Below are 24324 nucleotides of genomic sequence, written 5' to 3'. Positions count from 1 at the left end.
CGCACAGCAACAGTCGACGGCTAGAGCGATCCGGGGGGATGTTCCTCGAACCCCGACGGTGTCGCGGGCATTGTGTACCCGGGACCCGGCAGCGCTGGCCGTCAATGCAGCAAACACGGCTCCGAGCGTTCGGAACCGTGTTCGCGCCATTCTAGCACGAATTGGATATGTGCAGGTAGAAGGCTTGAATGTGGGGGTGTCAGCCGGCCTTCAGATAGGCCGGTACCTGATCGCTGCACCCGTAGATATTGCCGTTGGCGGGCCGGGTGGTGGTCCGCACCGTGGTGGTGAGTTCGACGGTTCCGCTGTCCGAGCCCGGGATCAGCACCTCGCGGCGGCCGATCTCGCTGCCCTCGGTGTCCATGCCTCGCACCAGGCACACCACCGGCTGCTGCGGGTTCTTGCGGGTCAGCTTGAAGTGCACGGTCAGCGTGGAATCGTCGACGACGTCGTAGCCGAGTTGATCGGGCTCGATATCCTTGGGGCCGTACTGCCGATAACCCACATAGGCGACGATCAGCCCGAGGATCACCACCACGATGCCGAGTGCGATCGGAACCCAGCGGCGGTTGCGCGCGGGACCGGTTCCGTAACGATTCGACACCCGATCGCTGCCCGCTCCCGTCGCCCCGGTGGCGGCGTCGGCGGTGCGCCCGTCCGGATCGGTCCGGTCGGACTGCGGTGCCGCCTCGCTCATGATGTGGTCGCTCCCGTGGTCGATCAGGGGGTAGGTCGGAACAAAAGACCGTCGGATGGAACTATAGGGAATGCAGTTCGGACACCCGCGTGCCGCTCGGGCACGGCGGACGGCTATGAGGTGAAACGGTGAGCAACGAGGTGAACGAGAAGTGAGCGGCAGCTTCGATCGGCCGCTGCGCCTCATGGCGGTGCACGCCCACCCCGACGACGAGTCGAGCAAGGGCGCCGCCACCACCGCGAAATACGCCGCGGAGGGTGACGACGTGCTGGTCGTGAGCCTGACCGGGGGTGAGCGCGGCTCCATCCTCAACCCGGCGATGGATGTGCCGGGGATTCTCGACCGCATCGACGACGTCCGCCGCGAGGAGATGGCGGCTGCGGCGAAGGCGCTGGGCGTGCGGCACCGCTGGCTCGGATTCGTGGATTCCGGTCTGCCCGAAGGGGATCCGCTGCCGCCGGTGCCCGAGGGCAGCTTCGCGCTGGTGCCGCTCGAGGAGGCCACCGAGGCCTTGGTGCGGGTGGTGCGCGAATTCAGGCCGCACGTGATGACCACCTACGACGAGAACGGTGGCTATCCGCATCCGGATCACATCATGTGCCACAAGGTGTCGATGGCGGCCTTCGAGGCGGCCGGCGACCCCGAGCGCTTCCCCGACGCGGGCGAACCGTGGACGCCGCTGAAGCTCTACTACAACCACGGTTTCAGCCTGCAGCGCCTCGAAACCTTCGCCGACGAGTACGACCGGATCGATGAGCCGTTCCCGATGCGCGACTGGATGGAACGCATCCGCAAGGCCGCTCAGGAACACGGCGATGTGATGTCGCGGGTCACCACTCAGATCGACTGCGGCAAATACTTCCCGCAACGTGACGAGGCCCTGCGCGCCCACGCCACGCAGATCGACCCCAACGGCATGTTCTTCGCCATTCCGCTGGAGATGCAGCAGCGGTTGTGGCCGACGGAGGAATTCGAACTGGCCAGGACCCGGGTGCGCACCGCGATCCCGGAGACCGACCTGTTCGCCGGAATCCGGGACGCCGAAGACGCGGACGCCGAAGATATCGTCGCCGACCGGGCTGTCGAGGGCACGGTTCGATGATGTCGACGTTGTTCGCGCAGACCGCGCTGCTGGCCCAGAACACCACCACGAACCCGACCGGTCCGGAATTCGGCAAGGCGTCGCCGCTGGGACTGGTGATCATCCTCGTACTGCTGGCCGGCACGGTGCTGTTGATCCGCTCGATGAACAAGCACATCAAGCGGCTGCCCGCCGATTTCTCCCGCGAACATCCGGAACCGGACCAGGAGGCCGACGAGGGCACCGAACACGGTGTCGCCGGAGAGGATGGCGATGCGGCCGACGGCGATGCGCCGCGGCAGTCGCGCGACGGGGCGGCCAACGGATCCGGCCGCGGCGATTCGGGACCGTCCACCCAGCCGCCGCCCTCCGGTAAGGCTTCCTGAAGCCGCTGATTCGCCGCGCCGTCGCCAATTCGGTGCCCAATCGCAATCCGGGAGCGGCGACGGCTTCGGGCCGTACCTTCGATTGATGCTCTGATCTGCTTCGATGTTGTCCGGGTCATACGATCCGGTGGTCTGTCGCGCATGTCTCGTTACCGCGCTTCGGCGGAAATCGGCCGGACGACTCCTATGGGATCCCACACGATACGTGCGGGTAACCCCTGCACGGCGTACACATTCGTGGAATAAAGGTGCACACTACGCGGAGCCGCGATACCTCGAATTCTGCCCATGCACCGGGCCTACGCTGTGGAAAGGAGTCGGCGAGTGTTCAGCCGCATCGCCATCGTGAACCGGGGTGAGGCCGCAATGCGCCTCATCCACGCCGTCCGAGATTTGGCCGCGGCGACCGCGCGACAGATCGAAACCGTCGCTCTGTACACCGATGTCGACCGGAACGCGACGTTCGTGCGCGAGGCCGATATCGCCTACGACCTCGGTCCGGCCTCCGCCCGCCCCTATCTGGATCTGAAGGCGCTGGAAAAGGCGCTGGTGACGACGAAGGCCGACGCCGCGTGGGTCGGCTGGGGTTTCGTCGCCGAGGATCCCGCCTTCGCCGAACTGTGCGAGCAGATCGGCATCACCTTCATCGGTCCGAGCCCGGACGCCATGCGCAAACTCGGCGACAAGATCGGCGCGAAGCTGATCGCCGAGGAGGTCGGGGTGCCGGTGGCGCCCTGGAGCCGCGGTGCGGTCGAGACGCTGGATGCCGCCATCTCGGCCGCCGGGGACATCGGCTATCCGCTGATGCTGAAGGCCACCGCCGGTGGTGGTGGCCGCGGTATCCGCGTCATCACCAACGAAGCCGAACTGGTCGACGCCTACGAGCGCACCAGCCAGGAAGCGGCCCGCGCCTTCGGTAGCGGTGTCGTCTTCCTGGAGCGGCTGGTCACCGGCGCCCGCCACGTCGAGGTTCAGGTGATCGCCGACGGGCAGGGCACCGCGTGGGCGCTGGGCGTGCGCGACTGCTCGGTGCAGCGGCGCAATCAGAAGGTCATCGAGGAGTCCGCCTCGCCGGTGCTGCGGCCCGAGCAGGTCGCCGAACTGAAGGCCTCGGCCGAGCGGCTCGCGGTAGCGGTCGGTTACCGCGGTGCGGCGACCGTCGAATTCCTCTACCACCCGGGCGACGAGCTGTTCGCCTTCCTGGAGGTCAACACCCGCCTGCAGGTCGAGCACCCGATCACCGAGTACACCACCGGGTTCGACCTGGTCCGGGCGCAGCTGCACGTGGCCTCCGGCGGACGGCTCGAGGGAGAGCCGCCCGCCGAACGCGGGCACGCCATCGAGGCCCGCCTCAACGCCGAGGATCCCGACCGCGACTTCGCTCCGGCGCCGGGCCGCATCGCCCTGCTGGATCTGCCGGCCGGACCGGGTATCCGCGTCGACACCGGTGTCAGCGAGGGCGACACCATCCCCGCCGACTTCGACTCGATGATCGCCAAGATCATCGCCTACGGTCGCGATCGCGAGGAGGCCCTGGGCCGGCTGCGTCGTGCGGTCGGCGAGACCCGCGTGATCATCGAGGGCGGCGCGACCAACAAGAGTTTCGTTCTGGACCTGCTCGACCAGCCCGAAGTCATCGACGCCAGCGCCGACACCGGCTGGATCGATCGCGTGCGCGGCGAGGGCCGGCTGGTGGCCCAGCGGCACACCGCGGTCGCCCTGGCCGCCGCGGCCATCGACGCCTACGAGGAAGAGGAGCGCGCCGAGCGGCATCGGCTGCTGTCCACCGCCGCCGGTGGCCGCCCGCAGGTGCAGCACGAGAGCGGGCGCCCGCTGGATCTGAAGCTGCGCGGCGCGAGCTACCGCCTGCGGGTCGCGCGGGTCGGTGCGCACCGATTCCGAATCGGCATCGAGGCGGCCGGTGAGGTCGCCACCGCGGACGTCGATCTCGAGCGCTTCGACCGGCACACCGGTCAGATCATGGTCAACGGCACCCGGTACCGGCTGGTCACGGGCACACACGGCCCCACCCACGTGGTGGATGTCGACGGCGTGACGCATCGGGTGAGCCGTGACGAGGGCGGTGTGGTGCGCTCGCCGGCGCCCGCGCTGGTCGTCGCCAAACCGCTCGAGGTCGGCGACGAGGTCGAGGCGGGTGCGCCCGTACTGGTCCTCGAGTCCATGAAGATGGAGACCGTGCTGCGCTCGCCGTTCAAGGCGCGCCTCAAGGAATGCAGCGTCTCGGTCGGCTCACAGGTCGAGGCCGGTGCGCCGCTGCTGCGGCTGGAACCGATCGCCGACGACGAGCAGGCCGACGAGTCCGCCGCGGCCGAGTCGGTCGAACTGGACCTGCCCGCCGCGCCCACCGAGGTACTGGCGCAGGAGCGTACGGTTCGCGGCCAGGAGGATCTGCGCGGGCTGCTGCTCGGTTTCGACGTCGACCCGCACGACGGCGGACGTGTCCTGGCCGACTACATGGCCGCGCGCCGCGCCGCGATCGCGGACAACCGCCGCCCGCTCGCCGAGGAACTGGACCTGATCGAGGTCTTCACCGACCTCGCCGAGCTGAGCCAGTTCTGGGGTGAGGACGCCGGCCACGGCCACGTCCACAGCGCCCGCGAGTACTTCCACACCTATCTGCAGAGCCTCGACGTCGAGCGGGCCGGACTGCCGGAGTCCTACCGGGCCAAGCTGTCGAAGGCGCTGGCGCACTACGGCGTCACCGACCTGGAACGCACCCCGGAACTCGAGGCCGCGGTCTTCCGGATCTTCCTCGCCCAGCAGCGCCCGTCCGACACGGTCACCGTCGTCACCACGCTGCTGCGCGAATGGCTGGGCGAGCCGGTGCCGGATCGGGTGCTGCGGGAACCGGTGGGCCTGGCGCTGGAGCGGCTGGTGGCCGCGACCCAGGTGCGCTTCCCGGTGATCGCCGACATCACCCGCGGCGTGGTCTACGCCTGGTACGGCCAGCCGCTGCTGCGTCGCAACCGCGCCCGCGTCTACACCACGGTGCGCAAGCATATGAGCCATCTGGACGCGCATCCGGATGCCGCCGACCGCGCCGATCGCATCGCCGAGATGGTGCGCAGCACCGAGCCGCTGGTGCGATTGCTGGCCCAGCGCCTGGTGCGGGGCAACCCGGACAACACCGTCATGCTCGAGGTGCTGACCCGGCGGTACTACGGCAACAAGGGCCTGACCGACGTTCGCACCCAGAACGTGGACGGCTGCACCTTCGTGGTCGCCGAACGCCGCGGTGTGAATCTGGTCTCCGCGGCCGTCAGTTTCGACGCGCTCGACACGGTGCTGAACGGGCTCACCGAACTGGCCGGTGGCGCCGCCTCCATCGAGGCCGACATCTACCTCGGCTGGGAGAACCAGCCGGAGGACTTCGACGCGATGGCCGCCGCCCTGCAGGAAGTGCTCGGCGCCCGCTCGCTGCCCAACCAGGTGAATCGGATCACGGCCACCGTCGCGGGCAGCAACGGCGCGGTGATGCACCACCACTTCACCTTCCGTCCGTCGGCGACCGGTCTGGCCGAGGAGCGGTTGATCCGCGGCCTGCACCCCTACATCGCCGAGCGGATGCAGATGCGCCGCCTGCGCAAATTCGATCTCACCCGGCTGCCGTCCTCCGACGAGGAGGTCTACCTGTTCCGGGGTGTCGCGAAGGAGAACCCCGCCGACGAGCGGCTGGTCGCTTTCGCCCAGGTCCGCGACCTGACCGCGCTGCGCGATCACGAGGGCCGGCTGCTGTCCCTGCCGACCGCCGAGAGCACGGTCGCGACCTGCGTCGATTCGATCCGCCGGGCACAGTCGCGGCGGCCCTCGGCCAAGCGCTTCCACACCAACCGGATCGTGCTCTACATCTGGCCGCCGCTGGATGTGTCCCGGGCCGAACTGGACACGATCGTCGGTCGCGTCGAACCGGCCACCGCGGGCGCCGGGCTGGAGGAGATCCTGCTCATCGCCCGTCAGCCCGACGCGCAGACCGGTGAGCTGGTCAAGATCGTCGTGCGCATCCGCTTCGATGCCACCGGCGGCACCGAGGTGACCGTCGGCGAGCGCACCGACGATCCGGTCGAACCGCTCGACGAGTACCGCCAGAAGGTGCTGCGGGCCGCCAGTCGTGGCACTGTCTATCCGTACGAATTGACCGGTCTGCTCGGGGCTTTCGCCGAATACGACCTCGACGCCGACCACGCCCTCGTCCCGGTCGACCGGCCCAAGGGCCGCAACACCGCGGCGATGGTCGCCGGTGTGGTGACCACGCCGACCGACCGCCATCCGGAGGGCATCACCCGCGTGGTGTTGCTCGGCGATCCGACCAAGTCGCTGGGCGCACTGTCGGAGCCGGAATGCCGCCGGGTGATCGCGGCGCTGGATCTGGCCGAGCAGATGCAGGTGCCACTGGAGTGGTACGCGCTCTCGTCCGGCGCCCGGATCTCGATGAAGTCCGGTACGGAGAACATGGACTGGGTGGCGGCGGCGCTCAAGCGCATCGTCGAATTCACCCAGGACGGCGGCGAGATCAACATCGTGGTCTCCGGCATCAACGTCGGCGCGCAGCCGTACTGGAACGCCGAGGCGACGATGCTCATGCACACCAAGGGCATCCTGGTGATGACCCCGGATTCGGCGATGGTGCTGACCGGTAAGCAGGCGCTGGACTTCTCCGGTGGTGTGTCGGCCGAGGACAACTTCGGCATCGGCGGCTACGACCGCGTGATGGGCCCGAACGGTCAGGCGCAGTATTGGGCGCCGAATCTGGCCGGCGCTCGCGATGTGCTGATGTCGCACTACGATCACACCTACATCGCCCCCGGGGAGCAGGGCCCGCGCCGCGCGCAGACCACCGACCCGATCGACCGCGACGTATGCACTTTCCCGCACGCCGTGCCCGACAGCGATTTCACGACCGTCGGCGAGATCTTCTCCGCGACCGCGAACCCGGATCGCAAGAAGCCCTTCGATATTCGCACCGTGATGCGGGCGCTGGCCGATCAGGACCACGCCGTGCTGGAGCGCTGGGCGGGTATGGCCGACGCCGAGACCGCCGTCGTCCAGGACGCGCATCTGGGCGGTATTCCGGTCTGCCTGCTGGGCATCGAATCGCGGGGTGTGCCGCGGCGCGGCTTCCCGTCCACCGACGGACCCGACACCTACACCGCGGGCACGCTGTTCCCGCGGTCGTCGAAGAAGGCGGCTCGCGCGATCAACGCGGCCAGCGGCAACCGCCCGCTGGTGGTGCTGGCGAATCTGTCCGGCTTCGACGGCTCGCCGGAGTCGATGCGCAAGCTGCAGCTCGAATACGGTGCCGAAATCGGCCGCGCGATCGTGAACTTCCGTGGGCCCATCGTGTTCTGCGTGATCTCGCGCTACCACGGCGGTGCGTTCGTGGTGTTCTCGAAGGCGCTGAACCCGAATATGACCGTGCTCGCGCTCGAGGGTTCGTTCGCCTCGGTGCTCGGTGGCGCCCCGGCCGCGGCCGTGGTGTTCGCCGGGGACGTCAACACCCGCACCGCCTCGGATTCGCGGGTGCGCGAACTGGAGTCGCGGGTCGCGAACGCGTCCGGTACCGAGCGTGCGGAACTGTCCGCCGAACTCGACGAGGTCCGCTCGCAGGTGCGTGCCGAGAAGCTGGGTGAGGTCGCCGCCGAGTTCGACCGGGTGCACAACATCCACCGCGCCGTCGAGGTCGGCTCGGTGGACGCGGTGATCAGCGCCCGGGAGCTGCGGCCGCGCATCATCGAGGCGATCGAGGCGCGTCTCGGCTGATTCCACTGCCCGTGACCGGCCGCTCACGGCCGGTCACGGGTTCGGCCGCATCGCGATGATCATGATGGGGTAGTCCCTTGTCGTGACGGTAATCACGCGAGTTCTCGTAATGGTGTGTGCGGTCGTCGCCGGAGGTGCTTTCGCGGCGGGTTCGGCCGCGGCTGCTCCGGCGGCGCATGTGGTGGACGAACATCCGCTGGGGCCGGCGGCGGTCGAGATGGACGTGTATTCGCCATCGATGGACCGAGTGATCACGAATCGGGTGATCCGCGCGGCCGGCGGCGAACCGGCGCCCACGCTGTATCTGCTCACCGGCATCGGCGGCGGTGTCGACAACATCTCCTGGTGGGACGACACCGATGTGCGGGCGTTCTTCGCCGACAAGCATGTCAATGTGGTGATGCCGGTCGGCGGGCCCAACAGCATGTACACCGACTGGCTGGCCGACGATCCGGTGATGGGACGTAATCGCTGGCAGAGTTACCTCACCCGGGAACTGCCCGATGTCGTCGACGCCCGGCTGGGTACCACCGGCCGCAATGCGATCGCCGGGGTGTCGATGAGCGCGGCGTCGGCGGTGGATCTCGCGATCCAGGCGCCGGAGCGCTTCGGCGCGGTGGCCTCCTACAGCGGGTGTCCGTGGTCGAACGATGCGGCCGGGATCGCGATGGTGAGTGCGCAGGTCGTGCGGGGCGGCGGCAATCCGGGCAATATGTGGGGGATGCCGGGCACCGGGGCGTGGCCCGCGCACGACGCGTTCGTGCGGGCCGGTGCGCTGGCCGGGAAGGCCATCTATCTGTCGGCGGCGTCCGGCATCCCGGGCGGGATCGATCGGGGGCTGCCGTTCCCACCGGTGGAGGCGGTCGCGAGTGCGTGCACCGGCGCCTTCGCCGGCCGGCTCGGACAACTCGGCGTTCCGGCGGTGTACGTGGACCGGCCCGAGGGTTCCCACACATGGGGACTGTTCGAGGCCGATCTCCACGATTCGTGGCCCGTGCTGGCCGGGGGGATAGGCGCCTGAGCACGGATCCCGGCCGGGTCGGTCAACGGCGAGCTACTGAGTGATGATCACCTGGGCGGGACTCGAACCTGCCACCCGCCCAATGGATTTCAGACCGCAGCCGGCCGGAACCGCCGGTGGCAGATCTCGCAATCACAGTCGAAATAGCCGAGCCCGGCGTTGCCGTGAGCGCCACGTCGTTCGGCTTCTTCCAGATCCGCGAACCAGGGCCGCCGCCGCATCGGTACCGGTCGAATCTGCGCGCTGTCGTCCATGGCCGGGGAGTACCCATTTCGGACAGTGCGTACGGTCACGGTTTCGGCGCGATGGGTGTGGTGATACTGGAGGGGATGGCGAGCAGAGATCCCGAACCGATCCGGGCGGCGCGGACGCCGACGGCGCGCGCCGGATGGTCGGCTGCCGACCGCGCGGCCTACCGCCGATTCGTGCGCACCCAGCATCCCGATGTCGGCGGTGACCCGGTCGCGTTCCGGGAGGGGCTGGCTCGCTACGAGGCCGCCCGCCGGGCCGGCACCGCCGCGTCCGGGGTCGACCCGACGGACCGATTCGACCGGCCGGTGCGATTCGTCGCCACACCGCGCGGCTGGCGGCGGGCGGTGCGAGTACTGCGCCGGCGCCGGCGCACCCGGCGACTGCGTTGATCCATATGCCGGAAGTCCCTCCGGCTAATAGCCGACAGAGACGATAGCTGGGTATACGCTGATATAAGGCCATTCTGTGATGTGGCTTACTCCAAACATCGGGGTCTCATCGCTCGACCATCCCGCGGCAGTGCGGCCGTGCAGGCGTGTCGAGCAAACGAGGAGAAGGCCATGAAGGGTGGCACAAGTATCGCTATAGGGGTGGGCATAGGTTATTTGCTGGGGCGCACGCGGAAGATGCGCTTCGCGCTGGGGGTGGCGGGGGCGATGATGGCCAAACGTTCGTCGGACCTTCCCGGTGAGTTGCTCGAGCGGGGGACGTCGCTGCTCAAATCGTCGGCGGACCTGACCCAACTCACCGACACCGTTCGCGACGAATTGCTGGGCGCGGCCCGATCCGCCGCGGTGACCGCCGCGAGCAACCAGCTCGATTCGCTCAACACCAGGCTGCAGCAGGGCTCGTCGTTGCTGTCGGGTGACAGCGGCGAGCAATCGCCGGAGGCCGAGCCGGACGAGGTGCCGGACGAGGAGCCCGAGGAGGAGCCCAAGGAGGGCGGCAAGCGGAAATCCGCCCGGCGCGCGCGAGCGGCGTCCTCCGACGACGAGTTCGAGGACGACGTCGATTCCGGCGCGGACGAGCAGGAGGCCGAGCGGCCGGCACCGCGGGCACGAAAGCCCTCGCCCCAGCGAGCGCGGAAGACGACGACTTCTCGGACTTCTGCCCGCAAATCCGCCGAACGCAAGCCCGTTTCGGTCAGTCGGCGCAGCCGCTCCGATTCCGGCGAACCGCCCGTGCGCCGCACGAGGAGATGAGAGCGATGGCGAAAACGGCTCAGTCGTCCGGACCGACCGGCCTGCTCCAGCAATCCGTGCAGAACCTCGCGGGGACGGTGGCCGAACGCGCGGTGGCCGGCCTCTCGGACCGGGTCTCGAAAACCGCCGGCCGGTTGAACGACTATGCGGGTGGCGAAGGGAATCTGCTGGCGGCGGTGACAGGTGTGGACAAGTTGGCCGGCGGTGCCTCGCCGCTGCAGGCGATGATGAGTGGAGGTCTGAGCAAACTCAAGCACTCTGCCAAGGACACGTTCGAGTCGGTCAAGGGTTCGCTGACCGGGGGTGGTGGCAAAGGCGGCGGAGGCAAGAAGCTCAAGCTGACCAATATCGTCGAGGAGATCGATGTCGGCGTGCCGATCGATCTGGCCTACGACCAGTGGACGCAATTCGCCGACTTCCCGAAATTCACCAAGAAGCTCGAGCAGGTCGAGCAGGTTTCCGACGAGAAACTCAGCTGGACCGGCAAGGTGTTCTGGTCGAGGCGAACCTGGGAGTCCACGATCATCGAACAGATTCCGTTCGAGCGGATCGTGTGGCGTTCCAAGGGCGCCAAGGGATATATCGACGGCGCCGTCGGCTTCTATGAGCTCACCCCGAACCTCACGCGGATTCTGGTGGTGCTCGAGTATCACCCGCAGGGGGTGTTCGAGAAGACCGCCAATATGTGGCGTGCGGCCGGTCGCCGATGCCGGTTGGAGCTCAAGCACTTTCAGCGTCATGTCATGACCGATGCGGTCCTGCACAGCGACGACATCGTCGGCTGGCACGGCGAGATCCGCGACGGCGAGGTCGTGGAAGACGACGAGACGGCGCGACAGCGCGAAGAGGAAGAGAGCGCCGCCGAGGAAGAGCGCGACGAGGAAGACCACGACGAGGACACCGCCGACGAGGAAGCGTTCGACGACGAAGAACCGGATGAGACGGAAGAAGACGAGGAAGACGAGGACGAGCAGGACGAGCAGGACGAGGATCGGGACGAGGAGGAAGAACCGGAGCCACCTCGCCGCCGAACGGCCGCCCGCAAGAGCTCGGTCACTCGCCGCCCACGTGTGAGCGGAGGAGCAAGAAAATGACGATCGAACCCGCGGGAGGCGGGGGCGGAGGGGGAGGTGGAGCCGGCACCATGGCCCGGCCGAACTCGTCCAGCCTCGCCGATGTAATCGACACCATCCTCGACAAAGGCCTGGTGATCGACGCGTTCGCCCGGGTGTCGCTGGTGGGCATCGAATTGGTGACCATCGACGCGCGCGTCGTGGTCGCCAGTGTCGACACATATCTGCGGTTCGCCGAAGCGGTGAACCGGCTCGAGATCTCGTCCAGTGAGCCGAAGGGCCTGACCGACATCGTCGGCGAGGTCACCGAGGGCGCGGCCGAGCACAAGACGAAGGGCGCCCTCGACGCGGCCGGCAAGAAGGTCGCGGACTTCCTCGGCGATGTGCAGGACAAGCGGCAGACGGTGCACCGGCCCTCGAAGCGGGAGGAGCGGTGATGGCTGCCGACACAACAGCCGTATACGTCTACGGCATCGTGCCCGCCGACGTCGAGCCGCAGCCAGACGCCACCGGCGTCGGCGATCCGCCGGGTGAGGTGACGGTCGTGCGGCACGGTGACATCGCCGCGCTGGTCAGTCCGCTCGCCTCCGATCGGCCCCTGGGCACACCCCAGGACCTCACCGCCCACGAGAAACTCCTCGACGGGTCCGCGGCGGTGGCACCCGTGCTGCCGCTGCGGTTCGGCGCGGTCATGACCGACACCGATGCGGTGGAAAATGAACTGCTCGAGGCGAACGAAGACGAATTCCACGCGGCACTGGTGGAACTCGAGGGGCGGGTGCAGTTCGTCATCAGAGGGCGTTACGTCGAGGATGCGATCCTGCGCGAATTGCTCGACGAGAATGCCGACGCCGCCCGCCTCCGAGACGAGATCCGTGGGAAATCGGAGGATGCGACCCGCAACGAGCGAATCATGCTGGGCGAGATGATCAATCAGGCCATCGAGACGAAGCGAGCCGAGGACACCCGCGCAGTGGCTTCCGAACTGGAGAAACTCGACGCGATGGTCAATCTGCGCGACCCCACCCACGAAGAGGATGCGGTTCACGTCGCGGCACTGGTCGAAACGGCCCGGCAGGACGAACTGGAGGAGTTGTTGCGCCGGCTCATGTCGGAGTGGGACGGCCGGGTGGAGTTGAGTCTGCTCGGGCCGATGGCGGCCTACGACTTCGTGACGAAGCGAGCACCGGAGGGGTGAGGCATGGGTCTGATCTCATCGATACTCCTGCTCCCCGCCGCGCCGGTTCGTGGCGTGATCTGGCTGAGTGAATTGATCCAGGAGCAGGTCGAACAGCAAATGCACGATCCCGTGAGGTTGCGGCGCGAGCTCGAGGACATCGACCGTGCCGCAGCCGCCGGCGAACTGTCCGCGGAGGAGGCCGCGCAAGCGCAACAAGAGATCCTGAATCGGATGACCGGTCCGAGGTAGGTCCGACCGACCGGAAGAAGTGACTCCCGTGGCCCGCGACACCCTCCCCGACGATGCCCAGGCATCGGACGAACAACCGCCCCTCACCGCGGCGCAGGCCGCCGGGGTGGCGGTCGAATGCCTCGCGGAACTGACGTCGAACCCGCTTCAGGGCGTCACGAGCGTGGAGCCGACCGACGACGGCTGGCTGGTGGAGATCGAGGTGCTCGAGGATCGCCGCATCCCCTCCTCGGCCGACATCATGGCGCTCTATCAGGTCGAGATCGATTTCGACGAGAACCTGCTGGCCTACCGCAGAACCAAGCGCTACATCCGCGGCAGCACCGATATCGGCGCGAGGGGACAGCAATGACGGTGGTCGGAGGCGAGTCGTACGCGCCGCAGCCCTACGGGGGCGGGGGTGGGGGCGGGCACTCCACCAATCTCGCCGACATCCTGGAGCGAGTCCTCGACAAGGGCTTGGTGATCGCGGGCGATATCCAGGTGAATCTCCTCGACATCGAACTGCTCACCATCAAGTTGCGCTTGGTCGTCGCGTCCCTGGAGACGGCCAAGGCGGTGGGCATCGACTGGTGGGAGACCGATCCCTGGCTCAGCAGTAAGGCTCGCACGCTGGAAAAGCAGGACAGCGACCTGGAAATCGAGAACCGGGAACTGCGCGAGCGGATCGCCCAATTGGAGGCGGCGAACGAACGCCGGCAACCCATCGAGCGTGGGCGTGAGTCGAGGAAAGAGCGATCGTGACAGGTCGTTGCCTGGTCTGGCTGTACGCGGTCGCGCCCCACAGCGACGAGGAGGCGGAGACCGACGCGCCCACCGGAGTCGCCGGGGAGCCGGTGCGGACGCTCGTTTCCGGCAATCTCACCGCCTTCGTCGGCTCGGTGCCGCTGGATGTGTTCGGCGAGGAGCCGCTGCGCCGGAACTTCGAGGATCTGGACTGGCTGGAGGCGACGGCCCGGGCCCATGACGCGGTGGTCTCGGCGGTGGTCCGCCGAGGTCCGGCTGTTCCGTTGCGGCTGGCCACCGTCTTCCGCGACGACGACCGGGTGCAGGAGTTGCTCGTCGAACGGCGAGCGGATTTCGCCGCGGCGCTGGACTTGGTGAGCGGGCGCACCGAGTGGGGAGTGCGCGCGTACGGCGACCGCGCCGCCCTCACCGCCGCCGTTGCCGAGGCCAAGGCCGAAGCCGGCACGATGACGCCGGGCGCGGCGTATCTGGCGCGGCGGCGCGCGCAATTGTCCGCGCAGGAAACCGTCGAACGCGACGCGGCCGAGCGGGCGGCGCAGGTGCACGAGCGGTTGCTGCGCCGGGCCGCGGCCGGACGATGTCAGCCGCTGACCGATCCGGCGGTGAGCGGCCGGCGCGACTGGATGGTGCTCAACGGCACCTACCTCGTCGACGACGACCGGACCGAGGACTTCACGGCGACCGTCACCGCGCTCGGCGCCGAGTTCCCCGGCATCAGGCTGGAACTCACCGGTCCGTGGCCCCCGTATTCGTTCGCGGGCGTGCAGCGCGAGCCGTCATGACGAGGGCCGACATGACGCGCGCCGGCACGTCACCGCCCGATCGCGGCGTCGACACCGAGCGACGTGTCGCGCTGGTCGACCTTCTGGACCGGGTGCTGGCCGGCGGTGTGATCATCACCGGCGACATCAAACTCGCCATCGCCGATGTGGATCTGGTGCAGATCTCGCTGCGTGCCCTCATCTCCTCGATCAGCACCCTGTTCCCGCCGGCCCTGTCCGCGCCGCCCGACAAGCACGGCGATGACTGAATTCGGCGGTATCCCACCGCGTATCGACACGGATCCGGAATCGGTGGAGCGCGGACTGGTCACCCTCGTGCTCACCCTGGTGGAGCTGCTGCGCCAGCTGATGGAGCGCCAGGCGCTGCGCCGCGTCGACGCCGGCGACCTCACCGACACCCAGGTCGAACGCATCGGCACCACCCTGATGCTGCTCGAACAGCGCATGGAGGAATTGCGCGAACACTTCGGCCTCACCCCGGAAGACCTCAACATCGACCTCGGCCCGCTGGGGCCGCTCCTGCCCCCGCCCGAGTAGTGGTGCGGACCGGAGGGTCACTCAGAAGCGAAGTTCGGGAATCGTATTCAGGTCGATTCCGTGGCGGGCGTAGATCTTGATCGTGTTCTCGCCGGTGAGGTCGGCCTCCGCGTAGCCGAGCAGTTCGGCGACACGGATGACGTCCTCCGTCGTCGCTGCTTCGATCTCCAGATACGGAGGAATCAGGGGCCACGTATCTATTTCGAGCTGGGCACCGTCGAGAGTGAAGCTCGCGCGTTTGGTCTCTTGGTACGACTTGGGGACGAAGCCCATCAGCTCGAGCAGTTCGTTGGTGGCGGTGAAGTCGCTGACGGTGACCTCTACCTCGTGAGTGCCGTCGATGGAATCGTCGGTGATCTGCTTGACGGCGAGCGTGATGCCGTTCCCGTTGTCGCGCAGTCTGATCCAGGTGGATTCGTCGCCGGGGGTGATGTCGTAAACGTAGCGCCGCATGAACCGTTCGCCGAGCTTGCTTCCCCCTTTGTCGAGGATGCGACGTTCGGCGGTCCGAGGATCTATCCCGAGAATCTTGGCCTCGTGCTCGATAGGCACTGTGCGTCTCCAAACATGTTGTGTCGCAGTGATGTTATCTCGCACACCCGGTGGTGAGTCCGGCCATACTCTGTGTCACATGGCCGCTTGCCGGGCACATTACCTCGATCGGCAGTACGCGGACCGGTAGTGACGGACGCGCAAGTCACTGTCTTCGGTTCGTGGACGGCGACGGCGATCGTGCTCGCAGCCATGGACTACACCCCACAGCGCGGGATACGACTCGGTCACGACAGCAGGCGGCGAGTCGAAAGGAACCGGAGGACTCTGTGGCGCGTCCAAGCAGGTGTGCGAGTCGGAAATGATTCCGCCGCAGCCGAAATGATCCATTGGGGTGCGCATCAGGTGAGTACCGGACCGCTGCGCGGGGCGGCGGGGTTTATGGTGGAAGGCCCTCCCGGTCCACGGCGTGGCAATACTCGGGGACGGTTTCCAACCCCTGTGGCTGAGGGAGGAGTGCGGCAGTGAGTGTGCACGGCAGTTCGGATGAACTCGTCATCGGGTTGTGCGATCTCGCGGTTCGCAATTCGATTGCACGGCAGTACTCAGACGTGTGATGATCGGGATCACTCGTACGGTGCGGCGAAGGGGAGGCAGCGCGTGGAACGTGCCACGGTCTACCGCTGGAACGTTCGTAACGGCACCGGAGTGCTGACTCGTTCGGACGGCTCACTCGCGTGGTTCCACTTGTCATCTGTGAACCAAGAAGATGTTCTCGCACTGCGGGACGGCGATGAGGTCGATGTCGAGATCGAGAATATTCCTCAGGGGGACTACGAATGTCGAGCTGTCTCCGTGCGACGGCATATAGAATAAGCATCACACTGTCGGCGCTATTTGCTTGCGCCGCAGCGTTTCTCGTATCAGCGCCGCAGGTTGTGGCAAACCCTGGAGCTATGCCGGGCGTCTATCACTATCACCCGAATGACATTCGCTATCGCTATGACGGACAGCACGGGAGCTTCACGGGTGACGCAATCTACGCTGCCCAGGACCCTTCGGGTGGTAATCGGTTGATTTGGTCGCTGCGCCTGTCACCCTCTGTGCAGGAAATTGTGCAAGGGCCGATGTCGTGCGGTGCCTCCGTGATCGGTAACGTCGGCTACCACGATTTTCACCCGTCGATCCCGGCAGATTATTGGTGGCATTCAGCAGTCACTGATGTCCAGCTGGACCGCACGTACAAATTGGTGGCCACATGCGACTTCACCGCTACCAATGGCCACACCACCGCTCCCGGCAATGTGCAATTCACTGTCGAGTTCACCTTACATTCGAGCTGATGGAGTGATCATGTCCGTGGCGCACGACCGCGCGATGCTCCTAGCCGACACCGTCGCCCGGTTCATGACGGAAGAACCGTAGGGTGGATGTATGAACCGGTTGGGTAGTGCCACTTCTCCCTACCTGCGCCAGCATGCCGACAACCCGGTCGACTGGCGGGAATGGAGTGCCGAGGCGCTCGAGGAGGCGCGTAAGCGCGATATCCCGATCCTGCTCTCGGTCGGCTACGCGTCCTGTCACTGGTGTCACGTGATGGCGCACGAATCGTTCTCCGATCCGGCCACGGCCGAGCTGATGAACGCGAATTTCGTCTGTGTGAAGGTCGATCGCGAGGAACGGCCCGATATCGACGCGGTGTACATGTCCGCGACCGTCGCGATGACCGGGCAGGGCGGCTGGCCGATGACGTGTTTCCTCACGCCGGCCGGAGAGCCGTTCTACTGCGGCACCTACTATCCGAAGTCGCCGCGCGGCGGTATGCCGTCGTTCACCCAGCTGCTGACCGCGGTCGCCGATACCTGGACCAACCGCCGCGACGAGGTCGACCAGGCCGCCGGTCAGGTGGCGCAGGCGTTGCGGGACCAGGGCGCCGGACTGCCCGCGACTGAGCTGACCCTCACTCCCGAACTGCTCGCACACGCGGTCGCCACGGTGTTGCGCGATGTCGACGAGCGCTACGCCGGATTCGGTGGGGCGCCGAAGTTCCCGCCCTCGGCTTTGCTGGAGGGTCTGCTGCGCCATTACGAGCGCACCGGAGAAGACACTGCGCGACAAGCGGTTTCGGCGACCTGCGCGGCCATGGCGCGTGGCGGTATCTACGATCAGCTGCGCGGCGGGTTCGCCCGTTACTCGGTCGATGCCGCGTGGGTGGTTCCGCATTTCGAGAAGATGCTCTACGACAATGCGCAGCTGCTGCGGGCCTACGCGCATCTGGCGCGGCTGGAGGCGAGCGGCGCTCCAGGGGCGGGTGACCCACTGCCGCAACGGATCACCGAGGAAACCGCGGGCTTCCTGCTCACCGATCTGCTGACCGCCGAGGGTGGGTTCGCCTCGGCCTTCGACGCCGACACCCATGTGGAGCCGGGCGCGCCCGGTATCGAAGGCGCCACCTATGTGTGGACGCCGCAGCAGCTCACCGACGCGCTCGGTCCCGAGGACGGTCCTTGGGCCGCAGCGAAATTCGGTGTGACGGCCGAGGGCACGTTCGAGCACGGCACCTCCGTGCTCACCCGATACACCGACCCCGGCGCCGGTCCGGGGGAGGACCCCGCCGACGCCCGTCGCTTCGACGACATCCGGCAGCGGCTGCGCGCGGTGCGGGACCGGCGGCCGCAACCCGAGCGTGACGACAAGGTGGTCACCGCGTGGAACGGTATCGCGATCACCGCCCTCGCCGAGGCCGGTGCCGCCCACGACCGGCCGGAGTGGATCGACGCCGCGGCCGGGTGCGCGCGATACCTGCTGGACCGGCATCTCGTCGACGGCCGTTTGGTGCGCGCCTCACTCGGGGGCGCGACCGGTAATGCGCCCGGTGTGCTGGAGGACTACGCGTGGCTGGCGACCGGACTGCTGGCCCTGCACCAGGCCACCGGCGAACTGTCCTGGCTCGACCATGCGCAGCAGCTGATCGACACCGCCGCAACCCTTTTCGAAGATCCCGCGCAACCCGGCAGTTGGTTCGACACGGCCTCCGATGCCGAGGAGCTCGTCGCCCGGCCGCGCGATCCGCTCGACGGGGCGACCCCGGCCGGGGCTTCCGCCTTCGCCGAAACCCTGCTCACCGCCTCGGCCCTGAGTGCACCGGACCGCGCGGCGCGTTACCGCGCCCTGGCCGATGCCACCCTGAACGCCGGTGCCATCGTGCTGGCCCGCGCGCCACGCTCCGGCGGGCAGTGGCTCAGCGTCGCCGAGGCGGCATTGGCCGGGCCGATCCAGGTCGCCATCTCGCGATCGCCCGACATCGCGGCGACGGCCGAATTGCTCCGCACCGCACGTCGTTTCGCTCCCGGCGGTGCGGTGGTCGTCGCGGGGCAATCCGATTCGGTCCCACTGCTCACGGACCGACCCGCCCGGGGCGGCGCCCCCGCGGCCTACGTCTGCCGCGGCACCGTGTGCGACCTACCGGTATCGGAACCGCGAGAGGTGCGCGCTGCGCTCGTCGGCTCCTGACGCCACGGCGGTGGTGATGCCGAGAGCGGCTCGCCGGCAACGGGATCAGCGGCGACGTACCGGCGGTCCGCGGCCGGCCTACTGACCGGCCCGCTCCTCCTCGGCCGGAGGGGTCGCGCCCAGCCCCACCGGTTTGCGGTCGGTCCAGCACGCCGTCGGTTCCCGCCGGCCCCGCAACTGGATCTTGTCGTAGAGCACCCAGCGCGAACGTTCGGATTCGGTCGCCGCGTCGATCACGGCCTGGCTGGCCAGGATCCGGCGGGGGACCTCCTTGGCCTCGGTGGTGAGCCGGGACGCCTCGTTGACCGCGTCCCCGATCACGGTGAATTCCAGCCGGGTGTCGGTACCCACGTCTCCGGCGAAGACGCTGCCGCGCGCCACGCCGATACCGATATCGAATTCGCCGCCCAGGGCCACTTCGTCGCGGATGCGTCGCGCGGCGCGCAGGGCGGGAGTGGCGTTGTCGCCCAGGGCGATCGGCGCGCCGAAGATGCACAGCGCCGCGTCGCCCTCGAATTTGTTGACCAGCCCGCCGTTGTCCTCGGTCGCCGAGACGACGACGGCCAGCAGCCGGTTCAGCTGGTCGACGAACTCGCGCGGCGCGAGTTCGGTGGACATCTCCACCGACCCGGTCACGTCGACGAACAGCGCGGTCACCACCCGCACGTCGCCGGTCAGGTCGACGCCGCCGGCCAGCGCGCGTTCGGCCACCTCGTTGCCGACGTGGCGGCCGAACACGTCGCGCATGCGTTCGCGTTCGGACAGATTCTCGGCCAGCTCGTTCACCGACAGTTCCAGGCGCCCGATCTCACTGGCGCTGGTGATCGGCACGCGCGCGGAGAGTTCGCCGCGCGCGATCCGGTCCAGCGCGCGCCGCAGCGTCCCCAGCGGGGCAGCCACCGATCGGGCCAAGGTGGCGGTGGTCAGCGCCCCGACCAGCAGGCCGACCAGCGACATGTACAGCGCGGTCCGCACCCGATCGGTGGCGTCGGCCACCGGATCGCCGAGGACGGTGATCAACATCAGCAGCGGCATCGCCCCGGCCACCGCCCAGGAGATGACCAGCCGGTTGAGCACCGTGGCACTCCAGTGTGAGGTACCGCCGAGTACCCGCGCGATCACCGGGATCGTCGGCCGGATGAGCCGGTCCACGACCAGGAAGGTGAAGCCCGCCGACTCCAGCCCGCCCAGGAAGAACATCGCGCCGATCGCCCACAGGGCCCGGGTGGGTACCACCTGGGCGAACAGTGCCGTGGCGATCGCGACGCCAGGTATCCAGATGGCCAGCGCCCGGACGGTGATCGCGATGGGCAGTTTCAGCAGCCGCTCGGCCTCGGGCCGGGTGGGCCGGCGGGTCTGGTCGATCCAGCTGAAGTAGTACACCCGGTCGCGCACCGCCAGCACGATGCCGGCCAGCGCGCCGATCACCGGATAGATCGCGGTCTGGGCGACGGCACTGAGCCAGTCCTCGCCGAGGTTGCCGAGAAATCCGCTCAGCCACAATTCGACGACGATGACCGCGAGGCCGCCGAGGTTGCAGACCATCACCACCGTCGAAAGGCCCCAGCGCGCACGCAGGGCCCAGAGCACGAGTCGACTGGTCATAGCCCCTGGCAGTGGTGTGGTTCGGTGTTACCGGTTTCGGACGTACAGCACGAACGAGCATAGAACCCGCGCATGTGGCCGTGGCAGGTTACCGGTGATCTTGCCCTACGAGAATACGACCAACCAGATGGCGACGTAATGGCACAGGGCCGCGAGAACCGTTGCCGCATGGAAGAATTCGTGGTGACCGAAGACCTCCGGCCATGGATTCGGCCATTTCGTGGCGTACAGGATCGCCCCCACGCTGTAGGCGATGCCGCCGATCAGCAGCAGCACCATCGGCGTGACGCCCACATTGTGGGTCAGGGTCGCCGCGACCGGCACGATGGCCCAGCCCAGCAGCAGATACAGCGGCACCCCGACCCAGCGCGGCGCGGTCGGCCACAGCACTTTCAGCGCCACTCCGGCCACTGCGCCGGCCCAGACCACGCTCAGCAGGGTGATCCCGGTGGGGCCGGGCAGTCCCAGCAGGGCGAACGGTGTGTAGCTGCCGGCGATGAACAGGAAGATCATCGAATGGTCGGCGCGCTTCATGCGGATCCGGGTGCGCGCGGACTGCCAGGTCACCCGGTGGTAGATCGCGCTGATGCCGAAGATGCCGCAGACGGTCACGCCGTAGACCAGCGTCGACCAGCCGGCGGTAGCGGACACGGTCGCCGCGGCCGCGACCAGTACGGCCACGGCGACCGCCGCGACGGCGACCGCGTAGGTGTGGATCCAGCCGCGCATCCGCGGCTTGACGGCCAGGGTGCGCAGACCCTCCTTGGCCAGATGCTCGAGCGAGGACACCTCCCCGGAGACCGGATTTGCCGAGCTCACCGATTCGGTCACTGGTTCCCTCCTGAGTAACCTACGGTTGCGTAGGTTAGTTCTCCAGTCACTGTACCGGCAGTAGGGTCCGCGTGCCGGACGCCGCCGCGATAGGGTCGATCGGAACCGGGGAACTGATTCGTGGTGTCCGCTGCCATCCCTGCGCAGCAGAAATTGGCGGAGAACTCGGGCGGCACGCGAGAGGTGGATAAGGTTGGCAGCCGTGAAGCTTGCTAGTCGGGTGCTCAGCGGTAAGGTGCGCAACCTGCCCTATCGCATCTACGAGGCGCAGCTGTCGAAACAGCTGGCAGGCAAACAGCATCCGCGTCACGTCGCGGTCGTCTGTGACGGAAATCGCCGCTGGGCGCGGGAGAACGGTTTCACCGACGTCACCCACGGCCACCGGGTCGGTGCGCTGAAAATCGCCGAACTGGTCGGCTGGTGCCAGGCCGAGGGCATCGAGATGGTGACGGTGTATCTGCTCTCGACCGAGAATCTCAGCCGCTCGGCCGATGAACTGGAAACCCTGTTCGAGGTGATCACCGATGTGGTCGAGGAACTGTCCGCACCGGAGAACAACTGGGGTGTGCGCATCGTCGGGTCGCTGAAGGGCCTGCCCGAGGACGTCGCGCGCCGCATGGAGAAGGCGGCCGACGAAACGCACGGTCGCGCGGGCGTGCACGTGAACGTGGCCATCGGCTACGGCGGCCGCCAGGAGATCGCCGACGCGGTGCGCTCGCTGGTCCGGCAGGAGATCGCGGCCGGGGAGACCGGTGAGGATCTGGTGCAGTCGATCACGGTCAACGCCATCGGCCAGCATCTCTACACCTCGGGCCAGCCCGATCCGGATCTGGTCATCCGCACCTCGGGGGAGCAGCGGCTCTCGGGTTTCCTGCTGTGGCAGAGCGCCTACTCCGAGATCTGGTTCACCGAGGCCTACTGGCCGGAGTTCCGCCGGGTCGACTTCCTGCGCGCATTACGCGACTACGCCGCGCGGCATCGCCGTTACGGGGTGTGAGCGGACGGGCCGCAGATAACGGCCCGGCGCAGGATGTATTGCATTGCAAGATCATCCCCCGATCCGGCGCCGCGCTCGCGTACCGTCGCGAACATGAGCGAGATGCGGCCCGGGCCGGGCGGCGCGACGGAGGTGGCCGGAACGCCGGTGCCCTACGTCACCTATGCCGAATTCGGCCGGAGATTCGTGGCCTACGCCGCCTCCGAACAGCGGATTGCCGCTGTTTTCGCCCAATTGGCAGGCAGCGCATTCGATTTCGGTCCGATCGGGGTGGGCCCGGCGCATCTGGCGAAGGCCTCGGCGCAGGTGCAGCTCGGTGATCCGGTACTGGAACGCTCGGTCGGCGAGGTCATCGGATTCGAGCTCGCCATCCCGCTCGATATCGATCTGCTGCTGGATCTCGCCGTCGATCGTCACCGCTTCGAGGTCACCGGCTTCGTCCACATCCACCTGACGGTCCGCACCGCGGCGCCGCTGCGGATCGTCATCGACATCGCCGAACCGCACCCCGGCGATGTGCGGATCGATGTGGCCACCGCGACCCGGCGCGGCCAACTGCTACGGCTGCTCGCCAGCGTCGATCACGAGATACGCCGGTTCGTCGCCCGCTATGTGGCCAACGAGATCCGCAAACCGCATATCGCGGCCGTCCGCGATATCGATGTCGCCGCCCGGCTCGACGCGGCCTGGCCGGCTTGACGCGGAACCGGATCGGAGGAGGAAATCGGATCAGAGCTTGCGCAGCCGGATCCGGTTGATGCTGTGGTCGGAGTCCTTGCGCAGCACCAGGGTTGCCCGCGGCCGGGTCGGCAGGATGTTCTCCACCAGATTCGGCCGGTTGGTGGCGTTCCAGATCTCCTGGGCGGCGATGGTCGCCTCGGAATCGCTGAATTTCGCATAGTGGTGGAAATGCGACTGCGGGTTCGCGAACGCCGTTTTCCGCAGGGAGAGAAAACGATCCACGTACCACCGCTCGATGTTCTCGATGCGCGCGTCGACGTAGATCGAGAAGTCGAACAGGTCCGAGACCATCAGCCGCGGCCCGGTCTGCAGGACGTTGAGGCCCTCCATGATGAGGATGTCGGGCTGGCGCACACAGTGGAACTGGTCCGGCAGGATGTCGTAGGCGATATGCGAATACATCGGCGCGCACACCTCGGGCGCGCCGGATTTCACCTCGGTGACGAAACGCAGCAGCTTGCGCCGGTCGTAGCTTTCCGGAAAACCCTTGCGATGCATGATGCCGCGCCGGGTGAGCTCGACTGTGGGATAGAGGAATCCGTCGGTGGTCACCAGGTCGACGCGCGGGTGGTGATCCCAGCGTGCGAGCAGCGCCTGCAATACGCGGGCGGTGGTCGATTTACCGACCGCCACGCTGCCCGCGATGCCGATGACGAACGGCACCTGGTGGTCGGGGTGGGTTTCGCCGAGGAAGGTCGCGGTCGCGGCGAACAGTCGCTGCCGGGCGGCGACCTGAAGGTGGATCAACCGGGCCAGCGGCAGATAGACCTCGGCGACTTCTTCGAGATCGATCTGTTCGCCGAGACCACGCAGGCCGATCAGTTCTTCCTCGGTGAGGATCAGCGGAGTCGATTTACGCAGGGTGCGCCATTGTTTGCGATCGAATTCGACATACGGACTCGGCTCGCTCATCCGGCCCACCTACGCACACTCCCGGTCCGGAATCCCCCCGCCGGGCGGGCGCGCCACCACCCGTAACGACGTCACCGATGAACCTGTGCCGTGCCCGGCGCGGCGAAATGCGCTCGACAGTCCTCGCATAGGCGAATTCTCCTCGGGGTGGGCATCGCGCCGAACGCGGGGTGTTGTTACTCGCCGGTAACCCCCGGTGACATTTCTCTCCCCACCGCCGGGTTTCGGTCGCCGACGGGGCCGGGAAG

Annotated in this window: 24 protein-coding genes; 19 read left to right on the top strand and 5 right to left on the bottom strand. The window is 67.6% G+C overall.

Annotation, left to right across the window (positions count from 1 at the left end; genetic code table 11):
* Positions 1–199 precede the first annotated feature (199 nt).
* Complete coding sequence (locus tag NMI01S_RS08850) at positions 200–697, bottom strand: DUF4307 domain-containing protein (RefSeq protein WP_062995448.1); 498 nt, start codon at positions 695–697, stop codon at positions 200–202.
* A gap of 184 nt (positions 698–881) precedes the next feature.
* Here NMI01S_RS08850 and mca point away from each other — a divergent pair, with 184 nt between their 5' ends.
* From mca to NMI01S_RS08775, 15 genes are all read left to right on the top strand, one after another.
* Positions 882–1799 carry a mycothiol conjugate amidase Mca gene (mca, locus tag NMI01S_RS08845; RefSeq protein WP_062995685.1) on the top strand — a complete coding sequence of 306 codons (918 nt, stop codon included), beginning with the start codon at positions 882–884 and terminating at the stop codon, positions 1797–1799.
* Positions 1799–2164, top strand: a complete 366-nt coding sequence (locus NMI01S_RS08840; RefSeq protein ID WP_063920678.1) for a hypothetical protein — start codon at positions 1799–1801, stop codon at positions 2162–2164. The genes mca and NMI01S_RS08840 overlap by 1 nt, the downstream gene beginning before the upstream one ends.
* A 324-nt stretch (positions 2165–2488) precedes the next feature.
* Positions 2489–7942: an ATP-binding protein gene (locus NMI01S_RS08835; RefSeq protein WP_062995446.1), complete on the top strand. Its 5454-nt coding sequence runs from the start codon at positions 2489–2491 to the stop codon at positions 7940–7942.
* Positions 7943–8051: 109 nt separating this feature from the next.
* Positions 8052–8963 carry an alpha/beta hydrolase gene (locus NMI01S_RS08830; protein ID WP_084512756.1) on the top strand — a complete coding sequence of 304 codons (912 nt, stop codon included), beginning with the start codon at positions 8052–8054 and terminating at the stop codon, positions 8961–8963.
* Between the two features lie 116 nt (positions 8964–9079).
* The gene (locus tag NMI01S_RS35615) at positions 9080–9604 is read left to right on the top strand and encodes a hypothetical protein (RefSeq protein WP_218020945.1); all 525 of its coding nucleotides are present in this window, start codon (positions 9080–9082) and stop codon (positions 9602–9604) included.
* 171 nt (positions 9605–9775) lie between these two features.
* Positions 9776–10417, top strand: a complete 642-nt coding sequence (locus NMI01S_RS08820; RefSeq protein WP_063920677.1) for a hypothetical protein — start codon at positions 9776–9778, stop codon at positions 10415–10417.
* Positions 10418–10422: 5 nt separating this feature from the next.
* Positions 10423–11511 (top strand): SRPBCC family protein, encoded by a 1089-nt coding sequence (locus NMI01S_RS08815; RefSeq protein WP_245716779.1) that lies wholly within the window; start codon positions 10423–10425, stop codon positions 11509–11511.
* A complete protein-coding gene (gene gvpJ / locus NMI01S_RS08810) occupies positions 11508–11927 on the top strand; it encodes a gas vesicle protein GvpJ (protein ID WP_084512753.1) in 420 nt (139 codons plus the stop codon). The genes NMI01S_RS08815 and gvpJ overlap by 4 nt, the downstream gene beginning before the upstream one ends.
* Positions 11927–12688 carry a GvpL/GvpF family gas vesicle protein gene (locus NMI01S_RS08805; RefSeq protein ID WP_062995440.1) on the top strand — a complete coding sequence of 254 codons (762 nt, stop codon included), beginning with the start codon at positions 11927–11929 and terminating at the stop codon, positions 12686–12688. The genes gvpJ and NMI01S_RS08805 overlap by 1 nt, the downstream gene beginning before the upstream one ends.
* A 3-nt stretch (positions 12689–12691) precedes the next feature.
* Complete coding sequence (locus tag NMI01S_RS08800; RefSeq protein ID WP_062995439.1) at positions 12692–12919, top strand: gas vesicle protein GvpG; 228 nt, start codon at positions 12692–12694, stop codon at positions 12917–12919.
* Between the two features lie 28 nt (positions 12920–12947).
* Positions 12948–13271, top strand: coding sequence for a gas vesicle protein GvpO (locus NMI01S_RS08795; protein ID WP_062995438.1), 324 nt, complete (start codon positions 12948–12950; stop codon positions 13269–13271).
* Positions 13268–13663 (top strand): gas vesicle protein, encoded by a 396-nt coding sequence (locus NMI01S_RS08790; protein WP_062995437.1) that lies wholly within the window; start codon positions 13268–13270, stop codon positions 13661–13663. Before NMI01S_RS08795 ends, NMI01S_RS08790 begins: the two co-directional genes overlap by 4 nt.
* Positions 13660–14448, top strand: a complete 789-nt coding sequence (locus tag NMI01S_RS08785; RefSeq protein ID WP_062995436.1) for a GvpL/GvpF family gas vesicle protein — start codon at positions 13660–13662, stop codon at positions 14446–14448. Before NMI01S_RS08790 ends, NMI01S_RS08785 begins: the two co-directional genes overlap by 4 nt.
* Positions 14445–14696 carry a gas vesicle protein gene (locus NMI01S_RS08780; protein WP_245716778.1) on the top strand — a complete coding sequence of 84 codons (252 nt, stop codon included), beginning with the start codon at positions 14445–14447 and terminating at the stop codon, positions 14694–14696. The genes NMI01S_RS08785 and NMI01S_RS08780 overlap by 4 nt, the downstream gene beginning before the upstream one ends.
* The gene (locus NMI01S_RS08775) at positions 14689–14985 is read left to right on the top strand and encodes a gas vesicle protein K (protein WP_036505061.1); all 297 of its coding nucleotides are present in this window, start codon (positions 14689–14691) and stop codon (positions 14983–14985) included. The genes NMI01S_RS08780 and NMI01S_RS08775 overlap by 8 nt, the downstream gene beginning before the upstream one ends.
* Positions 14986–15006: 21 nt before the next feature.
* Here the strand turns inward: NMI01S_RS08775 and NMI01S_RS08770 are convergent, their stop codons facing one another.
* On the bottom strand, positions 15007–15537 hold the full coding sequence (locus NMI01S_RS08770) for a class IV adenylate cyclase (RefSeq protein ID WP_062995435.1): 531 nt from the start codon (positions 15535–15537) through the stop codon (positions 15007–15009).
* 896 nt (positions 15538–16433) lie between these two features.
* Between NMI01S_RS08770 and NMI01S_RS34755 the strand changes: the two genes are divergently transcribed.
* The gene (locus NMI01S_RS34755; RefSeq protein ID WP_157126097.1) at positions 16434–16820 is read left to right on the top strand and encodes a hypothetical protein; all 387 of its coding nucleotides are present in this window, start codon (positions 16434–16436) and stop codon (positions 16818–16820) included.
* 91 nt (positions 16821–16911) lie between these two features.
* A complete protein-coding gene (locus tag NMI01S_RS08760; RefSeq protein WP_062995433.1) occupies positions 16912–18990 on the top strand; it encodes a thioredoxin domain-containing protein in 2079 nt (692 codons plus the stop codon).
* Between the two features lie 78 nt (positions 18991–19068).
* On the opposite strand, the gene NMI01S_RS08755 is transcribed toward NMI01S_RS08760, so the two are convergent.
* Together NMI01S_RS08755 and trhA are read right to left on the bottom strand one after the other, a co-directional pair.
* Complete coding sequence (locus tag NMI01S_RS08755) at positions 19069–20595, bottom strand: adenylate/guanylate cyclase domain-containing protein (protein WP_062995432.1); 1527 nt, start codon at positions 20593–20595, stop codon at positions 19069–19071.
* 105 nt (positions 20596–20700) lie between these two features.
* Complete coding sequence (gene trhA, locus NMI01S_RS08750; RefSeq protein WP_062995680.1) at positions 20701–21324, bottom strand: PAQR family membrane homeostasis protein TrhA; 624 nt, start codon at positions 21322–21324, stop codon at positions 20701–20703.
* A 304-nt stretch (positions 21325–21628) separates the two neighbouring features.
* Here trhA and NMI01S_RS08745 point away from each other — a divergent pair, with 304 nt between their 5' ends.
* Together NMI01S_RS08745 and NMI01S_RS08740 are read left to right on the top strand one after the other, a co-directional pair.
* The gene (locus NMI01S_RS08745) at positions 21629–22423 is read left to right on the top strand and encodes an isoprenyl transferase (protein ID WP_062995431.1); all 795 of its coding nucleotides are present in this window, start codon (positions 21629–21631) and stop codon (positions 22421–22423) included.
* Positions 22424–22516: 93 nt separating this feature from the next.
* Positions 22517–23122, top strand: coding sequence for a hypothetical protein (locus NMI01S_RS08740; RefSeq protein ID WP_084512750.1), 606 nt, complete (start codon positions 22517–22519; stop codon positions 23120–23122).
* A gap of 30 nt (positions 23123–23152) precedes the next feature.
* Here NMI01S_RS08740 and coaA read toward each other — a convergent pair whose 3' ends face one another.
* Entirely contained in the window at positions 23153–24085 is a 933-nt protein-coding gene (gene coaA / locus NMI01S_RS08735; protein ID WP_062995430.1) for a type I pantothenate kinase, read from the bottom strand.
* Positions 24086–24324: the final 239 nt, after the last annotated feature.

The sequence above is a fragment of the Nocardia mikamii NBRC 108933 genome (assembly GCF_001613505.1).
GTDB lineage: Bacteria > Actinomycetota > Actinomycetes > Mycobacteriales > Mycobacteriaceae > Nocardia > Nocardia mikamii.
The sequence above is the reverse complement of the archived record's forward strand: the minus strand, read 5'-3'. Positions and strand labels throughout refer to the sequence as shown.

Coding starts and splice junctions, on each gene's coding strand:
- NMI01S_RS08850 (WP_062995448.1), bottom strand. CDS start 697: ATGAGCGAGGCGGCACCGCAGTCCGACCGGACCGATCCGGACGGGCGC.
- mca (WP_062995685.1), top strand. CDS start 882: ATGGCGGTGCACGCCCACCCCGACGACGAGTCGAGCAAGGGCGCCGCC.
- NMI01S_RS08840 (WP_063920678.1), top strand. CDS start 1,799: ATGTCGACGTTGTTCGCGCAGACCGCGCTGCTGGCCCAGAACACCACC.
- NMI01S_RS08830 (WP_084512756.1), top strand. CDS start 8,052: ATGGTGTGTGCGGTCGTCGCCGGAGGTGCTTTCGCGGCGGGTTCGGCC.
- NMI01S_RS08820 (WP_063920677.1), top strand. CDS start 9,776: ATGAAGGGTGGCACAAGTATCGCTATAGGGGTGGGCATAGGTTATTTG.
- NMI01S_RS08815 (WP_245716779.1), top strand. CDS start 10,423: ATGGCGAAAACGGCTCAGTCGTCCGGACCGACCGGCCTGCTCCAGCAA.
- gvpJ (WP_084512753.1), top strand. CDS start 11,508: ATGACGATCGAACCCGCGGGAGGCGGGGGCGGAGGGGGAGGTGGAGCC.
- NMI01S_RS08805 (WP_062995440.1), top strand. CDS start 11,927: ATGGCTGCCGACACAACAGCCGTATACGTCTACGGCATCGTGCCCGCC.
- NMI01S_RS08800 (WP_062995439.1), top strand. CDS start 12,692: ATGGGTCTGATCTCATCGATACTCCTGCTCCCCGCCGCGCCGGTTCGT.
- NMI01S_RS08790 (WP_062995437.1), top strand. CDS start 13,268: ATGACGGTGGTCGGAGGCGAGTCGTACGCGCCGCAGCCCTACGGGGGC.
- NMI01S_RS08780 (WP_245716778.1), top strand. CDS start 14,445: ATGACGAGGGCCGACATGACGCGCGCCGGCACGTCACCGCCCGATCGC.
- NMI01S_RS08775 (WP_036505061.1), top strand. CDS start 14,689: ATGACTGAATTCGGCGGTATCCCACCGCGTATCGACACGGATCCGGAA.
- NMI01S_RS34755 (WP_157126097.1), top strand. CDS start 16,434: ATGCCGGGCGTCTATCACTATCACCCGAATGACATTCGCTATCGCTAT.
- NMI01S_RS08760 (WP_062995433.1), top strand. CDS start 16,912: ATGAACCGGTTGGGTAGTGCCACTTCTCCCTACCTGCGCCAGCATGCC.
- NMI01S_RS08755 (WP_062995432.1), bottom strand. CDS start 20,595: ATGACCAGTCGACTCGTGCTCTGGGCCCTGCGTGCGCGCTGGGGCCTT.
- trhA (WP_062995680.1), bottom strand. CDS start 21,324: ATGCGCGGCTGGATCCACACCTACGCGGTCGCCGTCGCGGCGGTCGCC.
- NMI01S_RS08740 (WP_084512750.1), top strand. CDS start 22,517: ATGAGCGAGATGCGGCCCGGGCCGGGCGGCGCGACGGAGGTGGCCGGA.